The organism is Parvibaculum sp., from assembly GCF_002684405.1.
In the GTDB taxonomy this organism is placed as follows: Bacteria; Pseudomonadota; Alphaproteobacteria; order Parvibaculales; family Parvibaculaceae; genus Parvibaculum.
Genome location: NZ_NYVD01000118.1, coordinates 1 through 17,751 on the forward strand (window position 1 = coordinate 1; position 17,751 = coordinate 17,751).

At 61.2% G+C, this 17,751-nt stretch carries 14 protein-coding genes; 8 read left to right on the plus strand and 6 right to left on the minus strand.

Features of this window, described 5'->3' with window-relative positions:
- From CMI59_RS11110 to CMI59_RS11125, 4 genes are all read right to left on the minus strand, one after another.
- Positions 1-1,939 (minus strand): helix-turn-helix domain-containing protein (locus CMI59_RS11110; RefSeq protein ID WP_293328323.1); only part of this gene is annotated, 1,939 nt, incomplete at its 3' end.
- A gap of 188 nt (positions 1,940-2,127) precedes the next feature.
- Positions 2,128-3,210, minus strand: coding sequence for an acetamidase/formamidase family protein (locus tag CMI59_RS11115; RefSeq protein ID WP_293328324.1), 1,083 nt, complete (start codon positions 3,208-3,210; stop codon positions 2,128-2,130).
- Between the two features lie 185 nt (positions 3,211-3,395).
- Positions 3,396-4,190, minus strand: a complete 795-nt coding sequence (gene ygiD / locus CMI59_RS11120; RefSeq protein WP_293328325.1) for a 4,5-DOPA dioxygenase extradiol — start codon at positions 4,188-4,190, stop codon at positions 3,396-3,398.
- 39 nt (positions 4,191-4,229) lie between these two features.
- Positions 4,230-5,414 (minus strand): SRPBCC family protein, encoded by a 1,185-nt coding sequence (locus CMI59_RS11125; RefSeq protein WP_293328326.1) that lies wholly within the window; start codon positions 5,412-5,414, stop codon positions 4,230-4,232.
- Positions 5,415-5,872: 458 nt separating this feature from the next.
- On the opposite strand from CMI59_RS11125, the gene CMI59_RS11130 reads away from it, so the two are divergent.
- Together CMI59_RS11130 and CMI59_RS11135 are read left to right on the plus strand one after the other, a co-directional pair.
- Positions 5,873-6,478 carry an NAD(P)H-dependent oxidoreductase gene (locus CMI59_RS11130; protein WP_293328327.1) on the plus strand — a complete coding sequence of 202 codons (606 nt, stop codon included), beginning with the start codon at positions 5,873-5,875 and terminating at the stop codon, positions 6,476-6,478.
- Between the two features lie 155 nt (positions 6,479-6,633).
- Positions 6,634-7,449: a TauD/TfdA family dioxygenase gene (locus tag CMI59_RS11135; RefSeq protein ID WP_293328328.1), complete on the plus strand. Its 816-nt coding sequence runs from the start codon at positions 6,634-6,636 to the stop codon at positions 7,447-7,449.
- A gap of 82 nt (positions 7,450-7,531) precedes the next feature.
- Here the strand turns inward: CMI59_RS11135 and CMI59_RS11140 are convergent, their stop codons facing one another.
- Both CMI59_RS11140 and CMI59_RS11145 read right to left on the minus strand, forming a co-directional pair.
- On the minus strand, positions 7,532-8,383 hold the full coding sequence (locus CMI59_RS11140) for an oxidoreductase (RefSeq protein WP_293328329.1): 852 nt from the start codon (positions 8,381-8,383) through the stop codon (positions 7,532-7,534).
- A gap of 41 nt (positions 8,384-8,424) precedes the next feature.
- On the minus strand, positions 8,425-9,273 hold the full coding sequence (locus CMI59_RS11145; protein WP_293328330.1) for a TauD/TfdA family dioxygenase: 849 nt from the start codon (positions 9,271-9,273) through the stop codon (positions 8,425-8,427).
- A 572-nt stretch (positions 9,274-9,845) separates the two neighbouring features.
- Between CMI59_RS11145 and CMI59_RS11150 the strand changes: the two genes are divergently transcribed.
- The 6 genes from CMI59_RS11150 to CMI59_RS11175 all read left to right on the plus strand — a co-directional run bounded on the left by CMI59_RS11150 (position 9,846) and on the right by CMI59_RS11175 (position 17,428).
- Complete coding sequence (locus CMI59_RS11150; protein ID WP_293328331.1) at positions 9,846-12,374, plus strand: TonB-dependent receptor; 2,529 nt, start codon at positions 9,846-9,848, stop codon at positions 12,372-12,374.
- A gap of 49 nt (positions 12,375-12,423) precedes the next feature.
- A complete protein-coding gene (locus CMI59_RS11155) occupies positions 12,424-13,737 on the plus strand; it encodes an MFS transporter (RefSeq protein WP_293328332.1) in 1,314 nt (437 codons plus the stop codon).
- Between the two features lie 68 nt (positions 13,738-13,805).
- On the plus strand, positions 13,806-14,858 hold the full coding sequence (locus CMI59_RS11160) for an LLM class flavin-dependent oxidoreductase (protein ID WP_293328333.1): 1,053 nt from the start codon (positions 13,806-13,808) through the stop codon (positions 14,856-14,858).
- Positions 14,855-15,523: an isochorismatase family cysteine hydrolase gene (locus CMI59_RS11165; RefSeq protein ID WP_293328334.1), complete on the plus strand. Its 669-nt coding sequence runs from the start codon at positions 14,855-14,857 to the stop codon at positions 15,521-15,523. Before CMI59_RS11160 ends, CMI59_RS11165 begins: the two co-directional genes overlap by 4 nt.
- Positions 15,520-16,890, plus strand: a complete 1,371-nt coding sequence (locus CMI59_RS11170) for a peptidase M20 (protein WP_293328335.1) — start codon at positions 15,520-15,522, stop codon at positions 16,888-16,890. Before CMI59_RS11165 ends, CMI59_RS11170 begins: the two co-directional genes overlap by 4 nt.
- A gap of 52 nt (positions 16,891-16,942) precedes the next feature.
- Entirely contained in the window at positions 16,943-17,428 is a 486-nt protein-coding gene (locus CMI59_RS11175; RefSeq protein WP_293328336.1) for a flavin reductase family protein, read from the plus strand.
- Positions 17,429-17,751 lie beyond the last annotated feature (323 nt).

Genomic DNA, 17,751 nt, shown 5'->3' on the forward strand with positions numbered 1-17,751 from the left:
CCGCCACGGCGACGGGGAGGAAGATGCGCGAACCCGGCCCCAGCCGCCAATTGTCGAGATTGCCGCCGAAATGCGCGGGCGGCACGCTGTCCACGATGCCGCGATGGTCCGGCGCCAGCGCAATGACGCCGAAATGCGGGCGCAGCGGAATTTCGACATCCTTCAATACGTCGAAATTCTTTTCCACCGTGGTCGGGTCCACCCGCACGCCGGGATAGTCGATTTTCTCATGCGTCACGCCGAACGGATCGGTTTGCGGCGTCCAGCGATAGTTGTAGACGGCGCGGGCGCATTCCTTCCCGTGGCGCTTGTCGATCTCGTAGATCGTGACCACTTCGCGCGGCGCGGGCGGTGTGATGAGGTCGCTGTAATGGAAACCCCACCAGGCCGCCGCATTGCTGCCGAAGCTGCGCCCGGCAAAGCGCTGGCTCGCGCTGGGCCGAAGCGCAATATCGAGAATCCGCAGTTCGATAATGTCGCCGGGTTTGGAATCCTCCACGGCCACCGGACCGGTCATGATGTGAACGCCGAAGCCTTCGCCCGCGCCGCGTCCATAGGTCGAGGCATCGAGCGGTCCTGCCCCGCGCCGGTCCACATTCTTGCTGTCTTCCGTCCAGTGAAACACATCTTCAGCGCCGGGATCGCCTTCGACCATGCGCTCATGATCGTCATTGGCGTGATGCGTCAGCGTTTCGATGGTGATGAAGTCGCCCGACTTCATTTCCACCACAGGCGGTAGGAAGCGGCTGAAATAGCCCCAATGCACCGTCTTTCGTGTGACCGGCAGGTAGTGATGGGCAGGCCCACCCCCCTTGGATTCGGTGGTCGTCGCCTCGGGCGGCGAAAGCACCTGCAACTCGCCATCCTCTTCCGCCGGGGCGGGGCCGGAGGAAGCGTCCGTTTCCTGCAGGTCGGACCGGCCGCTCTCCTTGTCGTCGGGCCGCCCGCGATTGATCGTCCATGGGCCGTCATCCGGCACGGCGGCAAGGCCGGAGCGGCGGAACTCCCGCGGCGACACCTTGTAGTGGTCGCGAAACGCGCGGCTGAAATGCGCCGCGTCGTTAAAGCCCCAGCGAAAGCAGATATCCGAGATCGAAAGCTGCGCATGCACCGGGCTTTCAAGGTCGTAGCGGCAGCGCTCCAGACGGCGGAACCGCACATAGCGTCCGAAGCTCTGTCCGACGGATTCGAACAGCTTCTGCACATAGCGCGGCGAAATGCCGTGTTCTTCCGCGATCCGCGTCAGCGAGAGATCGGGATCGCTGAGATGGGATTCGATGGTCTGGCAGATGCGATGCAGCAGCGCCGCGCGCACGCCCGCCGCCCCGCCAAGCGCGCGCGTATCCGCCTGGCGGAAAATCCCCGCCATCAGGAATTCCGGCAATGCCATCTCGATGGGGCGGAGCTGGTCGACGCTGAGGTCTTCAAGCGCCTCGCCCACGGAAGCGAGAAAGCCCGCCAGCACATGGCCCACGCCCGCCCGGCCCGACATATGGATGACCTTGGTCGGGAGCGGCGCCATCAGCTTCGGCCGGAAAGCCGAGCTTGGAATATGGATCATGATGAGGCGGCAATTGGTATCGAGCGTCAGCGTGGTGTGAGAGCCGACGGCTGCGTAAACGATATCGCCCGACATGGCCTTGAGGTCGTTGCCGCCATCGTGAAACGTCATGCGGCCTTCGAGAACCGAGACGACCCAGACGCCGTCCTTGCCGATCTCGCGGTTGATCTCCTGGATCGGGGTGAGTTCCTGCGGCGTGGAGATGAGCCGTGTGAAGTTGATACCGGAATGGGTGGTGACGACGGAGAGAAGGCCATAGGCCCCTTCTTCCGTTTCATGGCCGGTCGGCTTCAGTGCCAGGCGGCGCATGACATCCTGCCAGGCCTCATAGCGGTCGGGTTTCGGATAGGCTTCTGTGGAAAAGCGCCAGGCTTCCATTGGGGTCACGCACTCTTGTTACAAACGTGCATCCCGAACATTGCCTGTTCGGGATGCTGTATGCTGACAATTTGTGCAGCCGCAACGGCCTCGCGCGCTCTTGTCAGCCAAAGAACCCGGCATCCATGCCGCTGGCTGCAAATACCTGCCCCTACGGCAGCAAGAAGCGTGCCCGCCTTACGAGAAGTTCATTTCTTGCCGGTGGGGAAGATGCTGCGCGGCACTTTCACATGCACGCCCTGCCGGCCGTCCACCACCTGCGTTACGGTAAAATCCGCCGTGATGCTCATCAGCGAATAGGCGTCGTCCTTGCTGAGGTCCTGCTCCTCATTGAGGAATTTGAGCATGTCGAGCGAGGCGTTGCGCATCGCATTGTCCAGGTCCTCGTCGAAGCCGTGCACGATCCAGTAGCTCGGCGTTTCCAGCAGCGGCGAGGGGAACTCGAAGTCCTTGCGCAGCACGATCTGGAAGAGCACGTCGAGCGAGGCCTCGATGGCCGTGCCGCTGATTTCGCCGTCGCCCTGCGAGACATGCGGGTCGCCGACGGAGAAGAGCCCGCCTTCCACCTGCACCGGATAGAACATCGTTGCGCCCGCGCCGATGCGCCAATTGTCGATATTGCCGCCATGCGCGCCGGGCGGAATGGTGCTGACGCGGCCGGGCTGGTCGGGCGCCACGCCCGCCGTGCCCAGATGCGGGCGGATCGGCACCCGCACGCCGTTCAAGGCGCGCTGCCGGTCGCATTCCGGGCAATTGGTGATCTTGCCGGGTGTCTCGTAGAGGCCCGGATAGTCATAGGCGTAATGCGCCTCCGCGAGATTGGTGGAGCGGTCGATCTTGTAGATCGTCACGCGTTCCTTCTCGCCGAATTCCTTGTAGAGATGGCCCCAGTTGGCGGCGAGGTTCGAGCCATAGTCGAAGCGCGGCACCATGCGCAGATAGCGCACTTCCAGCATGTCGCCGGGTTTGGCGTCTTCTACATAGATCGGGCCGGTCATCAGATGCACGCCGGGATTGCGGTCCGCTTCCGGCACGGTGTCGTAGATGTGGCGCACGGATTCATCCATCATCAGGTCGGGCGCGTCGCCCGCGTGATGCGTCAGCGCTTCGGCCTGGATGAGAGCGCCGCTCTTGACGGTCAGCGCCGGGGCAATCGAGGCATCGAAATAGCCCCAATGCACCGTTTCGGGGGTCGCCCGCAGCATGTGGAGCCCGGTCGGCTCGCTACGGTCGGTTCCGGCAGAGCCCTTGCTTGCCAACATCTGATCCATCGTCCACTCCTCTTCCAACGCCGGGGCCGGACACAATTTCGACCCTGACGAAAAGAGTAGAGGCGACAAGGGCGGAGCGTCTTGCATGCCCGCGCAGCGGAAATTGATGATTTGGCCCTGCCGATCGACGCTGCCTTCTATTCAGGCAGTCATGCGCCCGAAATTGCCGCAAAAACAGCTAGGGCTCAGGCCCCGATAACGATGGTCGTCATGTCGAGCGAACCATATTCGACGACGGGCGTCTCGAAATGCACCGGCTCGCCTTCCGCGCGCGCGCCCATGACATAGAGAAGCGGCCAGTAATGGTCGGGCGAGGGAACGGAAAGCCTGGCATCCCGCCCGAAACTCTCGTAATCGACAAGCTTTTCCGGTTCGTCCGAGGCGATGCTTTCGCGAATGTAGTCGCCGAAACGGGCTGCCCAGTCATAGCTCCCGTCGCGCATGCGCCAGTTCATTTCCGGCAGGTTATGCACGATATTGCCGCTGCCCATGACGAGAACGCCTTCGTCGCGGAAAGCGGCAAGTTTCTTTCCCACCTCGTAATGCCAGTCATGGGGTTTGCGAATATCCATGCTGAGCTGAATAAGGGGAACGTCCGCATTCGGATAGATCTTTTTGAGGACCGCCCAGCTACCATGATCGTAGCCCCACTCATGGTCGATCTCGGCATCGAGCGGGGAGAGACAGCGGACAAGCTCCGCAGCCAGCGCCGGATCGCCCGGCGCGGGATATTCCATCTGATACATTTCCTGCGGAAAGCCGCCGAAATCATGGATGGTGCGGGGGTGGATCTGCCCCGTCACGCGAACGCCCCTTGTGCACCAATGGGCGGAAACGCAGATGATGGCGCGGGGCTTGCCGATTTCCTTCCCCAGCCTTTCCCACATGCGCGTGAAGAAATTGTCTTCCATCACATTGCCCGGACTTCCATGTCCGATGAAGATGGCGGGCATGCGCTTGGTCGCGGCGGGGGGTGTCATTTTTCGCTCTTTCGTTTCTCGGCGGTTGTGAAAATAGGGTCAGGCGCCGGCTTTCATGCGGTCCCAGGTTTCCTTGTAGCGCTGCACCAGCCAGACATTGAGATCGCTCTGAGCCTGCTCCTGCCATGAGTAGCGCCCGCGCGGCGCGAAGCGGGAATTGAGGCCCACCTGCACCAGCTCGTCTACATGCTGGTCCTGGCTTGTGATCTCGATCGTGTGCTTCATGGTGAAATCCATGAGTTCCTCGAACATCGGGTGTTCCATGGCGCCCGGCGCCATCAGAAGACCGATGGTCATGGAGTGTTCCTGCGCCGATTCCGCATGCAGGATGAGATAGATCACCATGCTCGACGTCATCACCAGCGACAGCGTCGGCGGCACATTGGCAAACATCACGCGGTGGCGCTCTTCGTCCGTCAGCTTCGGAAATACCGGCAATACCGCCTTTTGCGTGGGGTTGAAGGCCGGGTCCATATGGAGCGCCCCGTTGAAGCGCAGATAGCCCGCAGCTCCCTCGGGTACCGGCGGGAAGCTGCACAGCTCGCTCGGAATGAACTCGTGCAACGGCCCCTGATGCAGACGACTGGCATGGTAGCCGTCATTGTTGTTTTCCATCTGGACCTTCCAGTTCCACTCGAACTTCAAGGGCTCGTCCGGCGCGGGGCCTTCGGCATTGGCAAGGTCGTAGTTCTTGAACGTCTCCTGCACCGTCGTCAGGCGCGGAGAGAGGGGCGCTGCGTTCTCGTCGAAATTGATGAAGATGAAGCCTTCCCACACCTCGGTTTTGATTTCCGGCAGGCGGACGTCTTCGCGCTGGAAGTTGCAGGTCTTGTTCATCGCCGGTGCGCCTGAAAGGCGTCCGTCCAGCGCATAGGTCCAGTGGTGATAGGGGCACACGAAGCCGCGCGTGTTGCCGCGTCCTTCCGCCACCAGCATGGCGCGGTGCTGGCACACGGCCGACAGCGCCTTCAGCTCGTTTTCCCGTGTGCGGCAGATGATGAGCGGTTCGTTGATGTGAGTGACCGTGAAGTAATCGCCGGGATTCTTCACCTGTTCCACGCGGCCGACGCAGAGCCATTCATGGTTGAAGAGCGCTTCCTTCTCGAATTCGAAAAAGGCGTCGCTGGTGTAGCAGGCCGGCGGCAGCGTCTCGGCATCCAGCACGTCGACAACGGAGCTTTCCAGGCTCTGGAAAAATTCCTCGTTCAGCGGATTGTCGGTCATATGCGTTTGCCTCTTGTCGGTTGTGACATTTGCTTGCCGCCGGCAGGGTGCGCGGCGGTCCCTTGCGAATGACACGGGCCCTCCATACGGCTCCTACGCAACAATCGGGCCGATGGAGGGTTGCCGTGTCGGGGCCTGCCCGAGGAACGGTCCGAGCCGGCGGCGCATAGGCGCCAAAGGCGGCGGAAGAAGGCCCTTCACACCGAAAAGACTATCGGCTTCCGCTTACGCACTCTTGCGGTATGCCGCCCAAAAACTTTGTTCCCGGGCGGAGCGGGGATGGCGGTCTGCACAGCTTTGCCGCATCGCTGCCCGCATTTTCAGCATCGCGCCGTCCCGGTCCGGGGCGGAGGCGTTTTGTGCAAGCAATCGAGCGTGAGGGCGCAAGACGCTCGACCCGGCTCTCTTCTAGGCTTTGCCGGAATTTCGAACGAAGAAGAGCCGAAAGGGTGTAGCCCATGAAGATCGCTATCGTTTCCGGGAGCCAGCGCCCGGAATCGCAATCTCTGAAAGTCGCGCGCTACCTTGAAAAGCGCGTCGCGAAGTTATGCGAAGGAACATCGGTCTATCTGCTGGAGCTGGGCTCGGGCCCGCTGCCGCTTTGGGATCAGAGCATGTTCACCGGCGATCCCTCGCCGCTCAAGGAAGCTTGGGCACCCGTTTCTGCGGAGTTGACCGAAGCCGATGCCATCATTGTCGTGACGCCGGAATGGCACGGCATGGTGCCGCCCGCGCTCAAGAACTTCTTGCTCCTGTGCTCGAAGGAATTGGCCAACAAGCCGGGTCTTATCGTTTCGGTGTCCGCCTCGCTGGGCGGCTCCTATCCCGTCGCGGAGCTGCGCACCAGCGGTTACAAGAACAACCATATCTGCTGGATTCCCGATCACGTCATCATCCGCCACGTCTCGAAAATGCTGAATGGCGAGCCTTCCTCGGACGAGGAAAAGATGGTCGCCGGGCGGTGCGATCACGCGCTGCGCATTCTCGTGGAATATGGAAAGGCATTGAGGGCCGTGCGCGAAAGCGGCGTCACCGATTACGAGACCTATGCATTCGGTATGTGAGCCCGGCAGGTAGGGCGGCGCCCGCCGGTCAAAGCGAAGGGCGCTTCAGAACAAGTATCTGGCACGGCTTTTGGATAGGTTTGAGACAGCGACATATTTCCGGCAGCGGAGCCCCGCCGGGGCAATAACCGGACTTTCTGTAAGGATGAGTGCAGATGGACTACGAAATCCTTGAGATCAAACCGATGACGGCGAATATCGGCGCCGAGATTTTTGGTGTCGATCTTTCGGAGCCGCTAACCGATCCGGTCATTGCCGAGCTGCGGCAGGCCATCACCGATTATCAGGTCATTTTCTTCCGCGATCAGCATATCGACCATGACGGGCATAAGACGCTGGGCAAGGCCTTTGGCGAGCTGGCGATCCATAGCGGCGTGGCCGGCCTTGCCGATCATCCGGAAATCGTGGCGATCCATGCGGATGCGAACTCCAAATTCATCGCAGGCGACAACTGGCATTCCGACCTGACCTGCAATGAAATCCCGCCCATGGGCAGCATTCTCTATCTGCACACCGTGCCGGAAGTCGGCGGCGACACGCTCTTTGCCAGCATGTATGCCGCTTATGATGCGCTGTCGGACCGTATGAAGGCCTATCTTGATGGGCTTTATGCGGTACATGATGGAGAGCACGTCTATCGTCCGATCACGAACGATCCGGACAAGAAGTTCCCGTGCAACGAACACCCCGTCGTGCGCACGCACCCCGTATCGGGCAAGAAGGGCATTTTCGTCAATCCTTCCTACACCACCAAAATCGTGGGCATGAGGAAAGACGAAAGCGACGGCATCCTGCAGATGCTCTACAAGCACTGCTCCAACCCGAACTTCCAGGTGCGCTTCCGCTGGCAGCCCAACTCGATCGCCTTCTGGGACAATCGCTGCACCTGGCATCTTGCCGTCTGGGACTATTTCCCGCAGACACGCTCCGGTTTCCGCGTGACGATCGCCGAGGACAAGCGTCCCGCCTGAACGGACATGCACGAACGAAAAAAGGCCCGCCGGTGTGCGGGCCTTTTCATTTCTCGGGTCATTTCTCGGGGCGTGAATGACGTCACTCGCGTTCGTCGAAACCGGTCGAAAGGCTGATCTGCGCCCAGCGGGCTATCTCCGCCTGGAAAGCGCCAAGCTTCCGGCCGACATAGAAAAGTGCATCGGCCCCCAGCAGCAGGTGCAGCGGCGGTTCCTCCGCATCCGCGATATGCAGAATGGCGAGCGCCGCCTTCACCGGATCGCCCGGTTCCTCGCCCGCATGATCGGCGAAAATCCGCCGCGCCTCATGCGCGGTCTCGTTGTAATCCTCGATCTCGCGCGCCGTGAAGGACATGGATCCGCCGGCAAATTCCGTCCGAAGGCCGCCCGGTTCCACATTCGTGACCTTGATGCCGAGCGGGGCGACTTCTTCCGCCAGCGTCTGGCCGACGCACTCCATCGCGAATTTGCTGGCTCCATAGATTCCGGTGCCCCACCATGGCGCAAGGCCGCTCACCGAGGTGATGTTGATGATGCGGCCGGCGCGGCGTGCCCGCATATAGGGCAGAACCGACTGGATGACGGCAACCGCGCCGAAGAAATTCACATCGAACTGCGCCCTGATCTCATCCATGGACGCTTCCTCGACCGCGCCCACCAGCCCGTAGCCTGCATTGTTCACCAGGATGTCGATGGGACCGAGATCGGCCTCGATGCGCGCGGCGGTTTCCCGCACCGCCTCCTGCTCGGTCACATCGAGCAGATAGCCATGCGCAAGGCCCGGGGCGAGCGCTTCGAATGCCGCCCGGTCCTCTTCGCGTCGTACCGTGCCGGCGACATGATCGCCCAGCCGTAACGCGGCGAGGGCGACGGCGCGGCCGAGACCGCTGCTGACGCCCGTAATCCACCAAATACGCGTGTCGCGCTCTGTCATGGGATCCTCTCCCGTAAATTCGGAACTGACGGGAAAGCCGATCAGTAGGGTTTGTCGCCCTTCACCCAGAGGCGATGCATCAGGCGGTAATATTTGGTGTCGTCATAGACCGTGCCCGTATGCAGCGTGCAGCGATTGTCCCACATGAGAATGTCGCCGACCTGCCATTTGTGCCGGTGCACGAATTCGTCCCTTGTGACGAAATCCACGAGCTCGTCCACAAGCTCCAGCCCTTCCGGGTTGGGCATGCCGACAATCTCTTTCACCGTGCCGGTGCTCACCCAGAGCGCCTTGCGTCCATTGGCAGGATGCGTCCGGATAAGCGGATGGATGACATCGGGATTGGCCGCTTTCATCTCTTCGGAAAGCTCCATGCGGCCGAATTCGCGCGTGGACATCAGGTGCTGGTAGCTGTGATGCAGTTTGAGGCCGTCGAGCTCCGCCTTGCGTTCCTCGCTCAATGCGTTGTAGGCGGCGCACTGATCGGCCAGCAGCGTGTCGCTGCCTTCCGGCGGCACTTCCTTGGCATAGAGCATGGTGCACTTGACGGGTTCTTCCTTGTAGGAATAGTCCGTATGCCATCCGACGCCGTCATTATGGGCGCCGATCGGTTTCCCGTCGACTTCGCGATTGGAGAGAATGAAAATTTCAGGATAGCCGGGCAGCGTGAACTGTTTCTGCGTATGGCCTTCCGGCTGGCCGAAACGCGAGATGAACGACATCAGGTCGTCCGGCTCCATTTCCTGGCCACGCAGCAGGATGGCGCCGCGCTGGTTGAACGTATCCACGACCGCATCCAGCGTTTCATTATCCGCTGTCGTGAGGTCTACATCCAGTATTTCCGCGCCAAAGCCTGGTTTCAGCTCACGCAGTTTCAATTGAGGCGCCATGGTCACTTCATCAATCACTGTCACTTGGTTGAAGAAGGCTACTCATCTTCTATGAAGTGATCTTGTTTCGATGCGCCCAATCCTTTGCCGCACATGAAACGCGCGATCTGCCCCGGCGGCGCGAGTGCCGAACAATGCGGCAGAGAGGCGGGCAGGGCGAAACCGTCCATAAACGGGGTATGACTTTGCGAAAGTGACGAAATAGCCCTGTTTCATGCGGTGTTGACCCCGCCGCGGTCCGGCGCGTGGCCGTGTTTCCCGCAAGCCTGTTTGCGGCGAATGCGGCTAGGCGCTGCGTCTTTCTGCAATCAATCTGCCCCCTGAACGAGGGAACGCGAACGCATACTTGTCTGAATACGCCCGGCGCCTCGTCGGTGCCGAAATCGGTGGCAGGTCATGCCGTAGCCTTGGGGATAGAGGCTGACAAGAAGTCAGTTCCGGAGTGCCGAAAAACCGAAAAGTCAATTAAATCAACAGATTGTCCATCTGGCACGCCTATTGCTCTTCTAGTCCCTGCCGCTCATGCACCTTGTTGGTAGCGCGGCCTTGTTTGTGTGAAGGGGGCTTCTGGCATGCGAAGAAAATTACTTCTCTCCTCTGTTTCGATGATGGTGCTGATGATCGGCACCACGACCTTGCCGCGTGTTGTTCACGCGCAGGAAGCAGGTGGAGAAACCGCGACGGGTGACGACGTACCTGTGATGACCTTGTCCACCTCGTCTTCCGAGACCACGGATGGCGAAGCGGACGACGGCAAGAAGGCGGCCGAGATGGTCGTGATTTCCGAACGCGACAAGGCGGGGCTGCTGGAGCAACAGCCGAGCGACCTGCTTTTTGGTATCGACAAGCCGCTGCTCGAAACGGCGCGCTCTGCGACATTCGTCAGCGACGACACGCTTGACGCCTATGGTGTGACGACGGTCAACGACCTGGCCGCCGTATCGCCGGGCACGTTCACCGCGTCTTTCTATGGTGTGGAAGGCGCGCTGAATGTGCGCGGTCTTCTGGCCGAAACCTATTTCCACGGCTTCAAGCGCATCGAAAACCGCGGCACCTATCAGACGCCGCTTGGCTCCACCTCGCGCGTGGACATTCTGCGCGGCCCGCCCACGGCGAATTTCGGTCCGGGCAAGGTCGGCGGCTCGATGAACCTCGAGCCCAAGACCGCGAAGATTTCGGAAGAAGCCGGCTACCTCACCGACGTGACGGGCGAGGTCTCGGGCACTTTCGGGTCCTATGACAAGAAGAACGGCAGCTTCCAAGCCGGTATTCCGATGAGCTTCGGCAATACCGACGGCGGCCTCTATGTCTATGGCGAGATCGAGGATTCCGGCAGCTTCTACAATGGCATCACGCCGGAGCATCAGCTCCTGCAGACGACCGGCGATTTCGATATGAACAATGGCTGGTCGTTCAAGGTAGGCGGCATGTTCTACCATTCCGACGGCTATGTGCAGACGCCGGGCTGGAACCGTCTGACCCAGGACCTGATCGACAATGGTACCTACACCACCGGCCGCAATACCAGTGTCACGGACGCGAACGGCAATGGCTATCTCGACTATGGCGAGTTGCCGGCCGGCGGGCTGACGAGTTATCCGCAGTGTTTCGGTTTCTGTGACGCCGATCCCACGGCACGCACCTTGGACACCGGTGTCGGAACCACCAAACTGGACCCTAAAAACGTCTACATCAGCGACAGGGATTTCTCCGAGACCTACACGGTTACCTTGTTCGGGGATCTCGTTCACGAATACGCCGACGGCTCGAAGCTCAGGTTCCAGCTCTTCTTCGACTCGCTCGGCAATGAGCGTTTCGTGAGCTACGGCTTCCCGGCCGACTACGAAGCCTATACGGGCGAAGGGCGTCTCAGCTACACCGGCAGCTTCGCGCCGGATCTGGCATTCGTGCCGTTCACGCTCGACTACAATGTCGGTGTGTCCAACCGCTACTACTCGGCGACCAAGAAAGAGTCCTTCAACTATGGCGGCATCGCGCTCGATCGCCGCGACATCTCGGTCGGCGCCACGCCGAACGATACGCTGGGCTCTCCCTTCGATGCCGGGTCCGGCTACGGATGGGACAGCAATGTCGAGTCGAGTTGGAACGATGCCGGTATCTACGCCATGCTCGACTCCGACCTTGGCGGCGCCATCGATATCACGCTGACCGGCCGTTACGACTGGTATGCGGCGGAGACCATTGATCGCGGCACGCTCTGCTACTGCACGCCGGGGCATCAGTATAATGACGATGGGAAGTTCACCTACTCGGCCATGGCCATGGTGCCGTTGCCCTACGGCTTCCGTCCTTATGTGACCTATGCCAAGACCGCGGCCATCGAGTTCGGTCAGGCAGGCGACGTGGCCCCGGGCAACCTGGCTAATGGCTCCTGGCTGTCCGATGGCGACCTCACCGAGGCCGGCATCAAGCTGGAGGCCTTTGACGGCATCCTCACGGGCTCCTTCGCCGCCTATCGCCAGCACAGGACCATCTACGACACCGTCAGCGGTAGCGTCGATAAGACCGAAGGCAAGGGTATCGAGCTGGAGATGCGTTATCTGGCGACGGACAATCTGAGCTTCACCTTCGCGGGTAATGCTCAGCAGACCAAGATCCTCGGCAGCTACAACGCCTTCTACTACTTCCGCCCGTCCGACTTTGCTGGCACGCCTTATGCCGATGTGGCGACCAACTATGGCGGATCGCTGGCTGCCTACTCCTTCAGCGATATGGCTGGCGTCACGGGTAATTCCTACTACTCGGGCGAAATCGAAGACCGCCGTATTCCGGAGATCGTGGCGAGCCTGTTCGCGACCTACACCACGGACAAATACTCCTGGGGTCAGCTCGGGGCGACAGCGGGCGTAAGATACGTGTCGGAGACCGCCGGTCTCTCCGCCAACCCCATCCACTATCCGGACTACTACCTCGTGCAGGCCTCGGCCTATGCGGACTTCTATGACTGGAAAGTGCAGCTCAACGTCAACAACCTGTTCGACGAAGAGTACTTCACCCCGCTTCAGGATCTTTATGGCGACGTCGCCGCTCTGCCCGGCAAGGGCCGCGAGTGGCGTGTGACGGCGACCTATCGCTTCTGACGGCGAATGATGCGTGTGACGAGAAAGAGTATTGGAGGCAAAAGGCGCTATGAGTGAACTTCGTGACAACCTATATGCGTGGTTCGTCCTGCTGTCTTTCAGCCTGATGTTCTTTCTCGTCACCGCGACCACTTTCACCTCTCTCGGCGTGGTCCTGCCCGACATGGTGCGGGACCTCGGCTGGGACTGGACCTCGGCCGGTCTCGGTTTCACCCTGCTCGGTATCTCCTGCGGCCTGTCGAGCTATCCGCCGGCACTGATGATCCGCTACACCAATGTCCGTCTGACCGTCCTGTTCGGCGGCGCCATGATGGTGGCGGGCTTCCTCTGCCTCTATGAAGTGCAGGGCATCGGGATCTATTTCCTGGGAACGATACTTGCGGGCACGGGGTTTTCCTTCGTGGCGACGGTGCCCGGCACCTATGTCATCGCGCGCTGCTTCAAGAAGCAGTCCATGGCATTCGGCATCTATTACACATTGGGCGGTCTGGGCGGTATCGTCGGTCCACTGATCTATTTCACCGCGGTGGGCGTCTGGGACAACTGGCGCATGCACTGGATGATTGCGGCCGTCCTGACCGGCATCGCTGCGCTTATCATCGCGCTCTTCCTCCGCGAAGGCGAAGAGCAGGACAAGAAGGCCGAAGAGATCGCGAATGACGCGGTTGTCGATGCCGCGCCCGGCGTCCACATGACGAAAGAAACCTGGACCGTCGCGCAGGCGCTCCGCACGCCGCAGTTCTATATCATCACGGCGGCCTATGTTTCCTTCCTGCTCTGCGGCATCACGGTGAACAGCCTCTCCGTAGCGCATCTGACGGAGCATGGCGTGGCCATGGCGCTCGCCGGCAGTCTGCTCAGCGTCGAGGCTTTTCTCAATTCCGCAGCGCGCGCGGGCAGTGGCTTCCTTGGCGAGTTCTTCGAGCCGAAAAAGCTCCTCTTCATGTCGCTGATGTGCCTCGTGGTGGGCATGGTGGCGCTGACGCTCGGCACCAGCTTTCCTATTTTGCTGCTCTATGCGGCGGGGGTCGGTATCGGTTATGGCGCCACCTTCCTCGCCACCAGCGTGCTGCTGATGAACTATTTCGGGCGCGGCCCCTATCTCGAGCTTTTCTCGATGGTGAACGTGGCGGCGACCCTTGCCTCTTTCGGTCCGTTCATCGGCGGCTATGTGCGCGACACCACGGGGTCGTTCGTGCCGGCCTTCTTGCTCTTTGCCATCGTGCCCGCGGTGGTCGGCGGCGCGGTGCTGCTGATGCGCCCGCCGGTGCGAAGCGATGAAGGCGATGCGGCTGCCGAGGATCGGACTGAAGACGGGGGAGAAGAGGGATTGCGAATGGAGGCTGTCGGCTCGTCGAGCTGACGCCCCCGAATGACATGAGTAAGGACGGGACACGGTCGTCCCGTGAAACCAGAAACGAGAGTACCAAAATGACGAAGCAATTCGGCGTTTTCCTCCCCATCGCGAATGGCGGATGGATCATTTCCAAGAACACGCCCAAGCTGGACGCGTCCTACAAGCAGAACCGCGACGCGGCGGTGCTTGCCGACGAGATCGGGCTGGATTTCATCATGTCGATGATGAAATGGCGCGGCTTTGGCGGCGAGACAGAGCATTGGGGCACCTCGCTCGAATCCGTCACCATGATGGCCGGCATCGCCGAGGCGACGAAGAATGCGAAGATCATCGCTACGGTTCACACCCTGCTGCAGAACCCTGCCGTCGTCGCGAAGATGATCGCGACGCTCGACCACATTTCGGGCGGCCGCGCCGGGCTCAACATCGTGTCCGGTTCCTACAAGGACGAGTTCGACCAGATGGGCGCCTGGCCTGAGAACCTCGATCATGACGGTCGCTATCGTTATGCGGAGGAGTGGGCAAAGCTCGTCAGGACGATGTGGGAAAAGGACCATGTCGACTATGAAGGCGAGTTCTTCACCTTCAAGGATTGCGTCTCCGAGCCCAAGCCGATGTCGAGCCCGCGCCCTTATCTCATCTGCGCCGGGCAGTCGGAGCGCGGCCTGCGCTTCACCGTGCAGAACACCGATGCCTGCTTCATCGGCGGCAAGACCGCGGAAGACACGCTGCGCATCAGCCGCATGGCCCGCCGCGTTGCCGATGAATACAACGAGACGATCAAGGTTTTCGCCATGAGCACGGTCGTGTTCGGCGAAACCGACGAGGAGGCCGCTGAAAAAGTCGCCTACTACAAGGAAGGTCTCGATTGGGGCGCCGTGCAGGGCATGATGCGCTCCTACGGCATGGAAGCCGATGGCAGCTCCAGCGTGATGGGCGAGAAGGCGAAGGAAACCTTCATGACCCATGTCGTGCATGGCACGCCTGCGACCTGCCTTGAAAAGCTGAAAGAGCAGGTCGAAGGCTGCGAGCTCGACGGCGTCATGCTGATCTTCCCCGACTATGTGGAGGGGCTGAAGATCATGGGCGCCGAAGTGCTGCCGAAGCTCCGGGCTCACTTCGCATGACGGAGCTTGTGGAAAATACCTCGTCTGAGGGCATTGGCGATCTGAAGGCCTGGATCGCACCGGACCGGACGGCGCTGTGCGTGATCGACATCCAGGTCGATTTCGCCGCGCCGGACGGCCTGCTGGCGGGCTTCGGGGTGGACATGTCCGCCGTGCCGGCGGCAATCGCCAAGACCGAAGGTCTGATCGCCACCGCGCGAAAGGCGGGAGTGCCGGTGATTTTCATCGGCCTCTCCACCTCGCCGGAAACCGACAGCCCGTCATGGGGCGAGTGGATGCGCCGCCGCCATGGCGATCCGGAAGCGGAAAGCAATGTCTGCCGCGCCGGGTCGCCGGGCGCTGCCTTCTACGGTCCTCAGCCCCAGCCGGGCGACCGCGTGGTGCTGAAGCCGAAATACTCCGCCTTTTACGGCACGGACTTTGCGGATGTGCTGTGCGACGCGGGCGTGGACACGCTCGTCGTCTGCGGCCTCACCACGGAATGCTGCGTGGACTGCACGGTGCGCGATGCCTTCCACCGCGACTATCACGTCTTCATCGCGGATGACGCCTGCGCCGCCTATGGCGCGGATGTGCATGCGGCGGCGCTCCAGTCGCTGGAGCTCAATTGCGCCATCCTGAAAAAGACGGCGGACATCGAAGGCGCTTGGGAAAACAGCAAATGACCGATCTTCTGAATATCAAAATGCCGGCTCCCTATCAGGTGGGCGAAGAGGAGCGCGCCGCGCTCTCCGCTTCCATCGACAAGGACGAGCTGACGGAACTCGCGCTGGAACTCGGCAATATCCCGAGCCCGTCCCGCCATGAGGCCGAGGCGAGCAACTACGTCTTCGAGTGGCTGGAGCGCGAAGGCTTCACCCCGCGCAATGTCGGCGCGACGCCCGAGCGCCAGAATGTTGTCGGCGAATATGGCGGCTATGGCGACGGCAAGAACCTTCTCTTTACCGCGCATCTCGATACCGAAAGCCCCACCTGGGAGCCGGATCTCGATGCGGCGCGCTATCGTCCCGAGACGCTGGAAAACCGCGAATGGCAGGAATGCTGGCTCGAAGACGGCAAGCTCTTCGGCTATCCCATCGCCAATGATCGCGGGCCCATGAGCTGCTTTCTCATCGCGGCCAAGGCGCTGAAGAAGGCCGGCTTCGACCTGAGCGGCAAGCTTTATCTCACCGCCTGCCCGGGCGAAATCGGCCCGGAGCCCATCGAGGAGCGCCGCGGCGTCGATTATCTCGGCAAGGATATCGGCGCGCATTACCTTTTCCATCATGGCGGCGTCTCGCCCGATTTCGCCATCGCGGCGGAAGGTACCGATTTCGGTCTCACCTGGCAGGGCTGCGGCTATGTCGTTTTCCGTATCCGGATATACGGGCAGGGCATCTTCACGCCCATTCTCGATACGCCGGAAAACATGCTGGAACACCCCAACCCGATTTACCGGCTGGGCCCCATCATCGAGGCGCTGCACGAATGGGGGCGCACCTATCCGGAGCGTCATCGCTATGAAAGCGAAGGCGGCATCTCCATCCCGAAAACGCAGATCGACAGCATCCGCGCCGGTATTCCGCATTCCTTCGGGGCGGGAACGGAAGTCGTGTCGCTCTACACGGAAGCAGGCCTGACGCCGAAGCAGAAGGCAGCCGACGTGCAGCATGAGTTGACGGCGCTCATGCGCCTTTTCGATCTCGACGGCTTCGACATCGAGCCCATGGTGGTGCGCCACGGTTTCGAGGCGAATGCCGATGAGGTTGCGCCGCTCGTTTCCGCGGTGGGTCGGGCGACGAGCCTTTCTCTCGGCCGGCCGCTTGAGCGCGCAAACCCCGTCTATTCCTCCATGTGGCGCGATCAGAACGTCTTCAACATGCATCGCATTCCCGCCGTCACCACGGGCATGCCGCGCTGGCGGCCCACGCCGGACGATCTCGCCGACAGCGCGCTCATCTATGCGCTGACCGCGCTTTCGGTCTGCGGCCGGGCGGAAGGGCGGCGTAATGCCGACACCTACAAGCCCGTCTATGGCGACAAGCCGTTCTGAGGTCGCGCCCATGAACGCTCGATCGAACGCTCAATTGAAAGACAGGCGGGATATGGCCGAAATAGATGCGGATCTGTTCCGCGGCGCGCTGGGCTGCTTCGCAAGCGGCGTCACGATTGTCACCACGCTGCGGGACGGCGCCCCGGCGGGCACCACGGTCAGCGCCTTCTCCGCGCTCTCCATGGACCCGCCCCTGGTGCTGGTCAGCATGGACCGCGGCAGCAACACGCTCGCAGCCATTCGCGACGCCGGTTTTTTCGGAGTGAACATTCTTTCGGCAGAACAGGCCGGTATTGCCCGAAAATTCGCCTCTTCCAAAGGCGGACCGAAATTCGAGGGTGTGGACTGGCAGAGCGAAGTCACGGGCGCGCCGCTCTTTGCGGAGAACAGCTCCACGATCGATTGCGCATTGGAAATGGTTCACGACGGCGGCGACCACGAAATCCTTGTGGGGCGGGTGCTTTTCGTGGACTGCCCGGGCGAAACGGAACCGCTTCTCTACTTCAAGAGCGCGTTCCGGGAGCTGGTTTCGTCATGAAACGTCCCTGTCGCAAACGGGGTGATCTTACTGTTACGGAAACTGGTTACCGTGCAGACGCACCGCTCGGCCGGGAAGTGCGGAGCCGCAAATGATCGTGGCACCGGTTGTGCAAATGCGGGAGTGCCTATCGGCTGCATGCCATCGTTCCGGCATGGCGGGCGACAGTATTAGTTCGAGGAGTTGATTATTTGAGTTCGCTGGACTTTCGGGAAGGCCATCCGGGATCGAGCCGCGTTGTTGGGCTGGCGATTGTGCTGGGGCTGCATGTCGTGCTGCTGGCGGCGCTTGTCTTCGGGCTGGGCAGCAAGGATGAGGAAGAA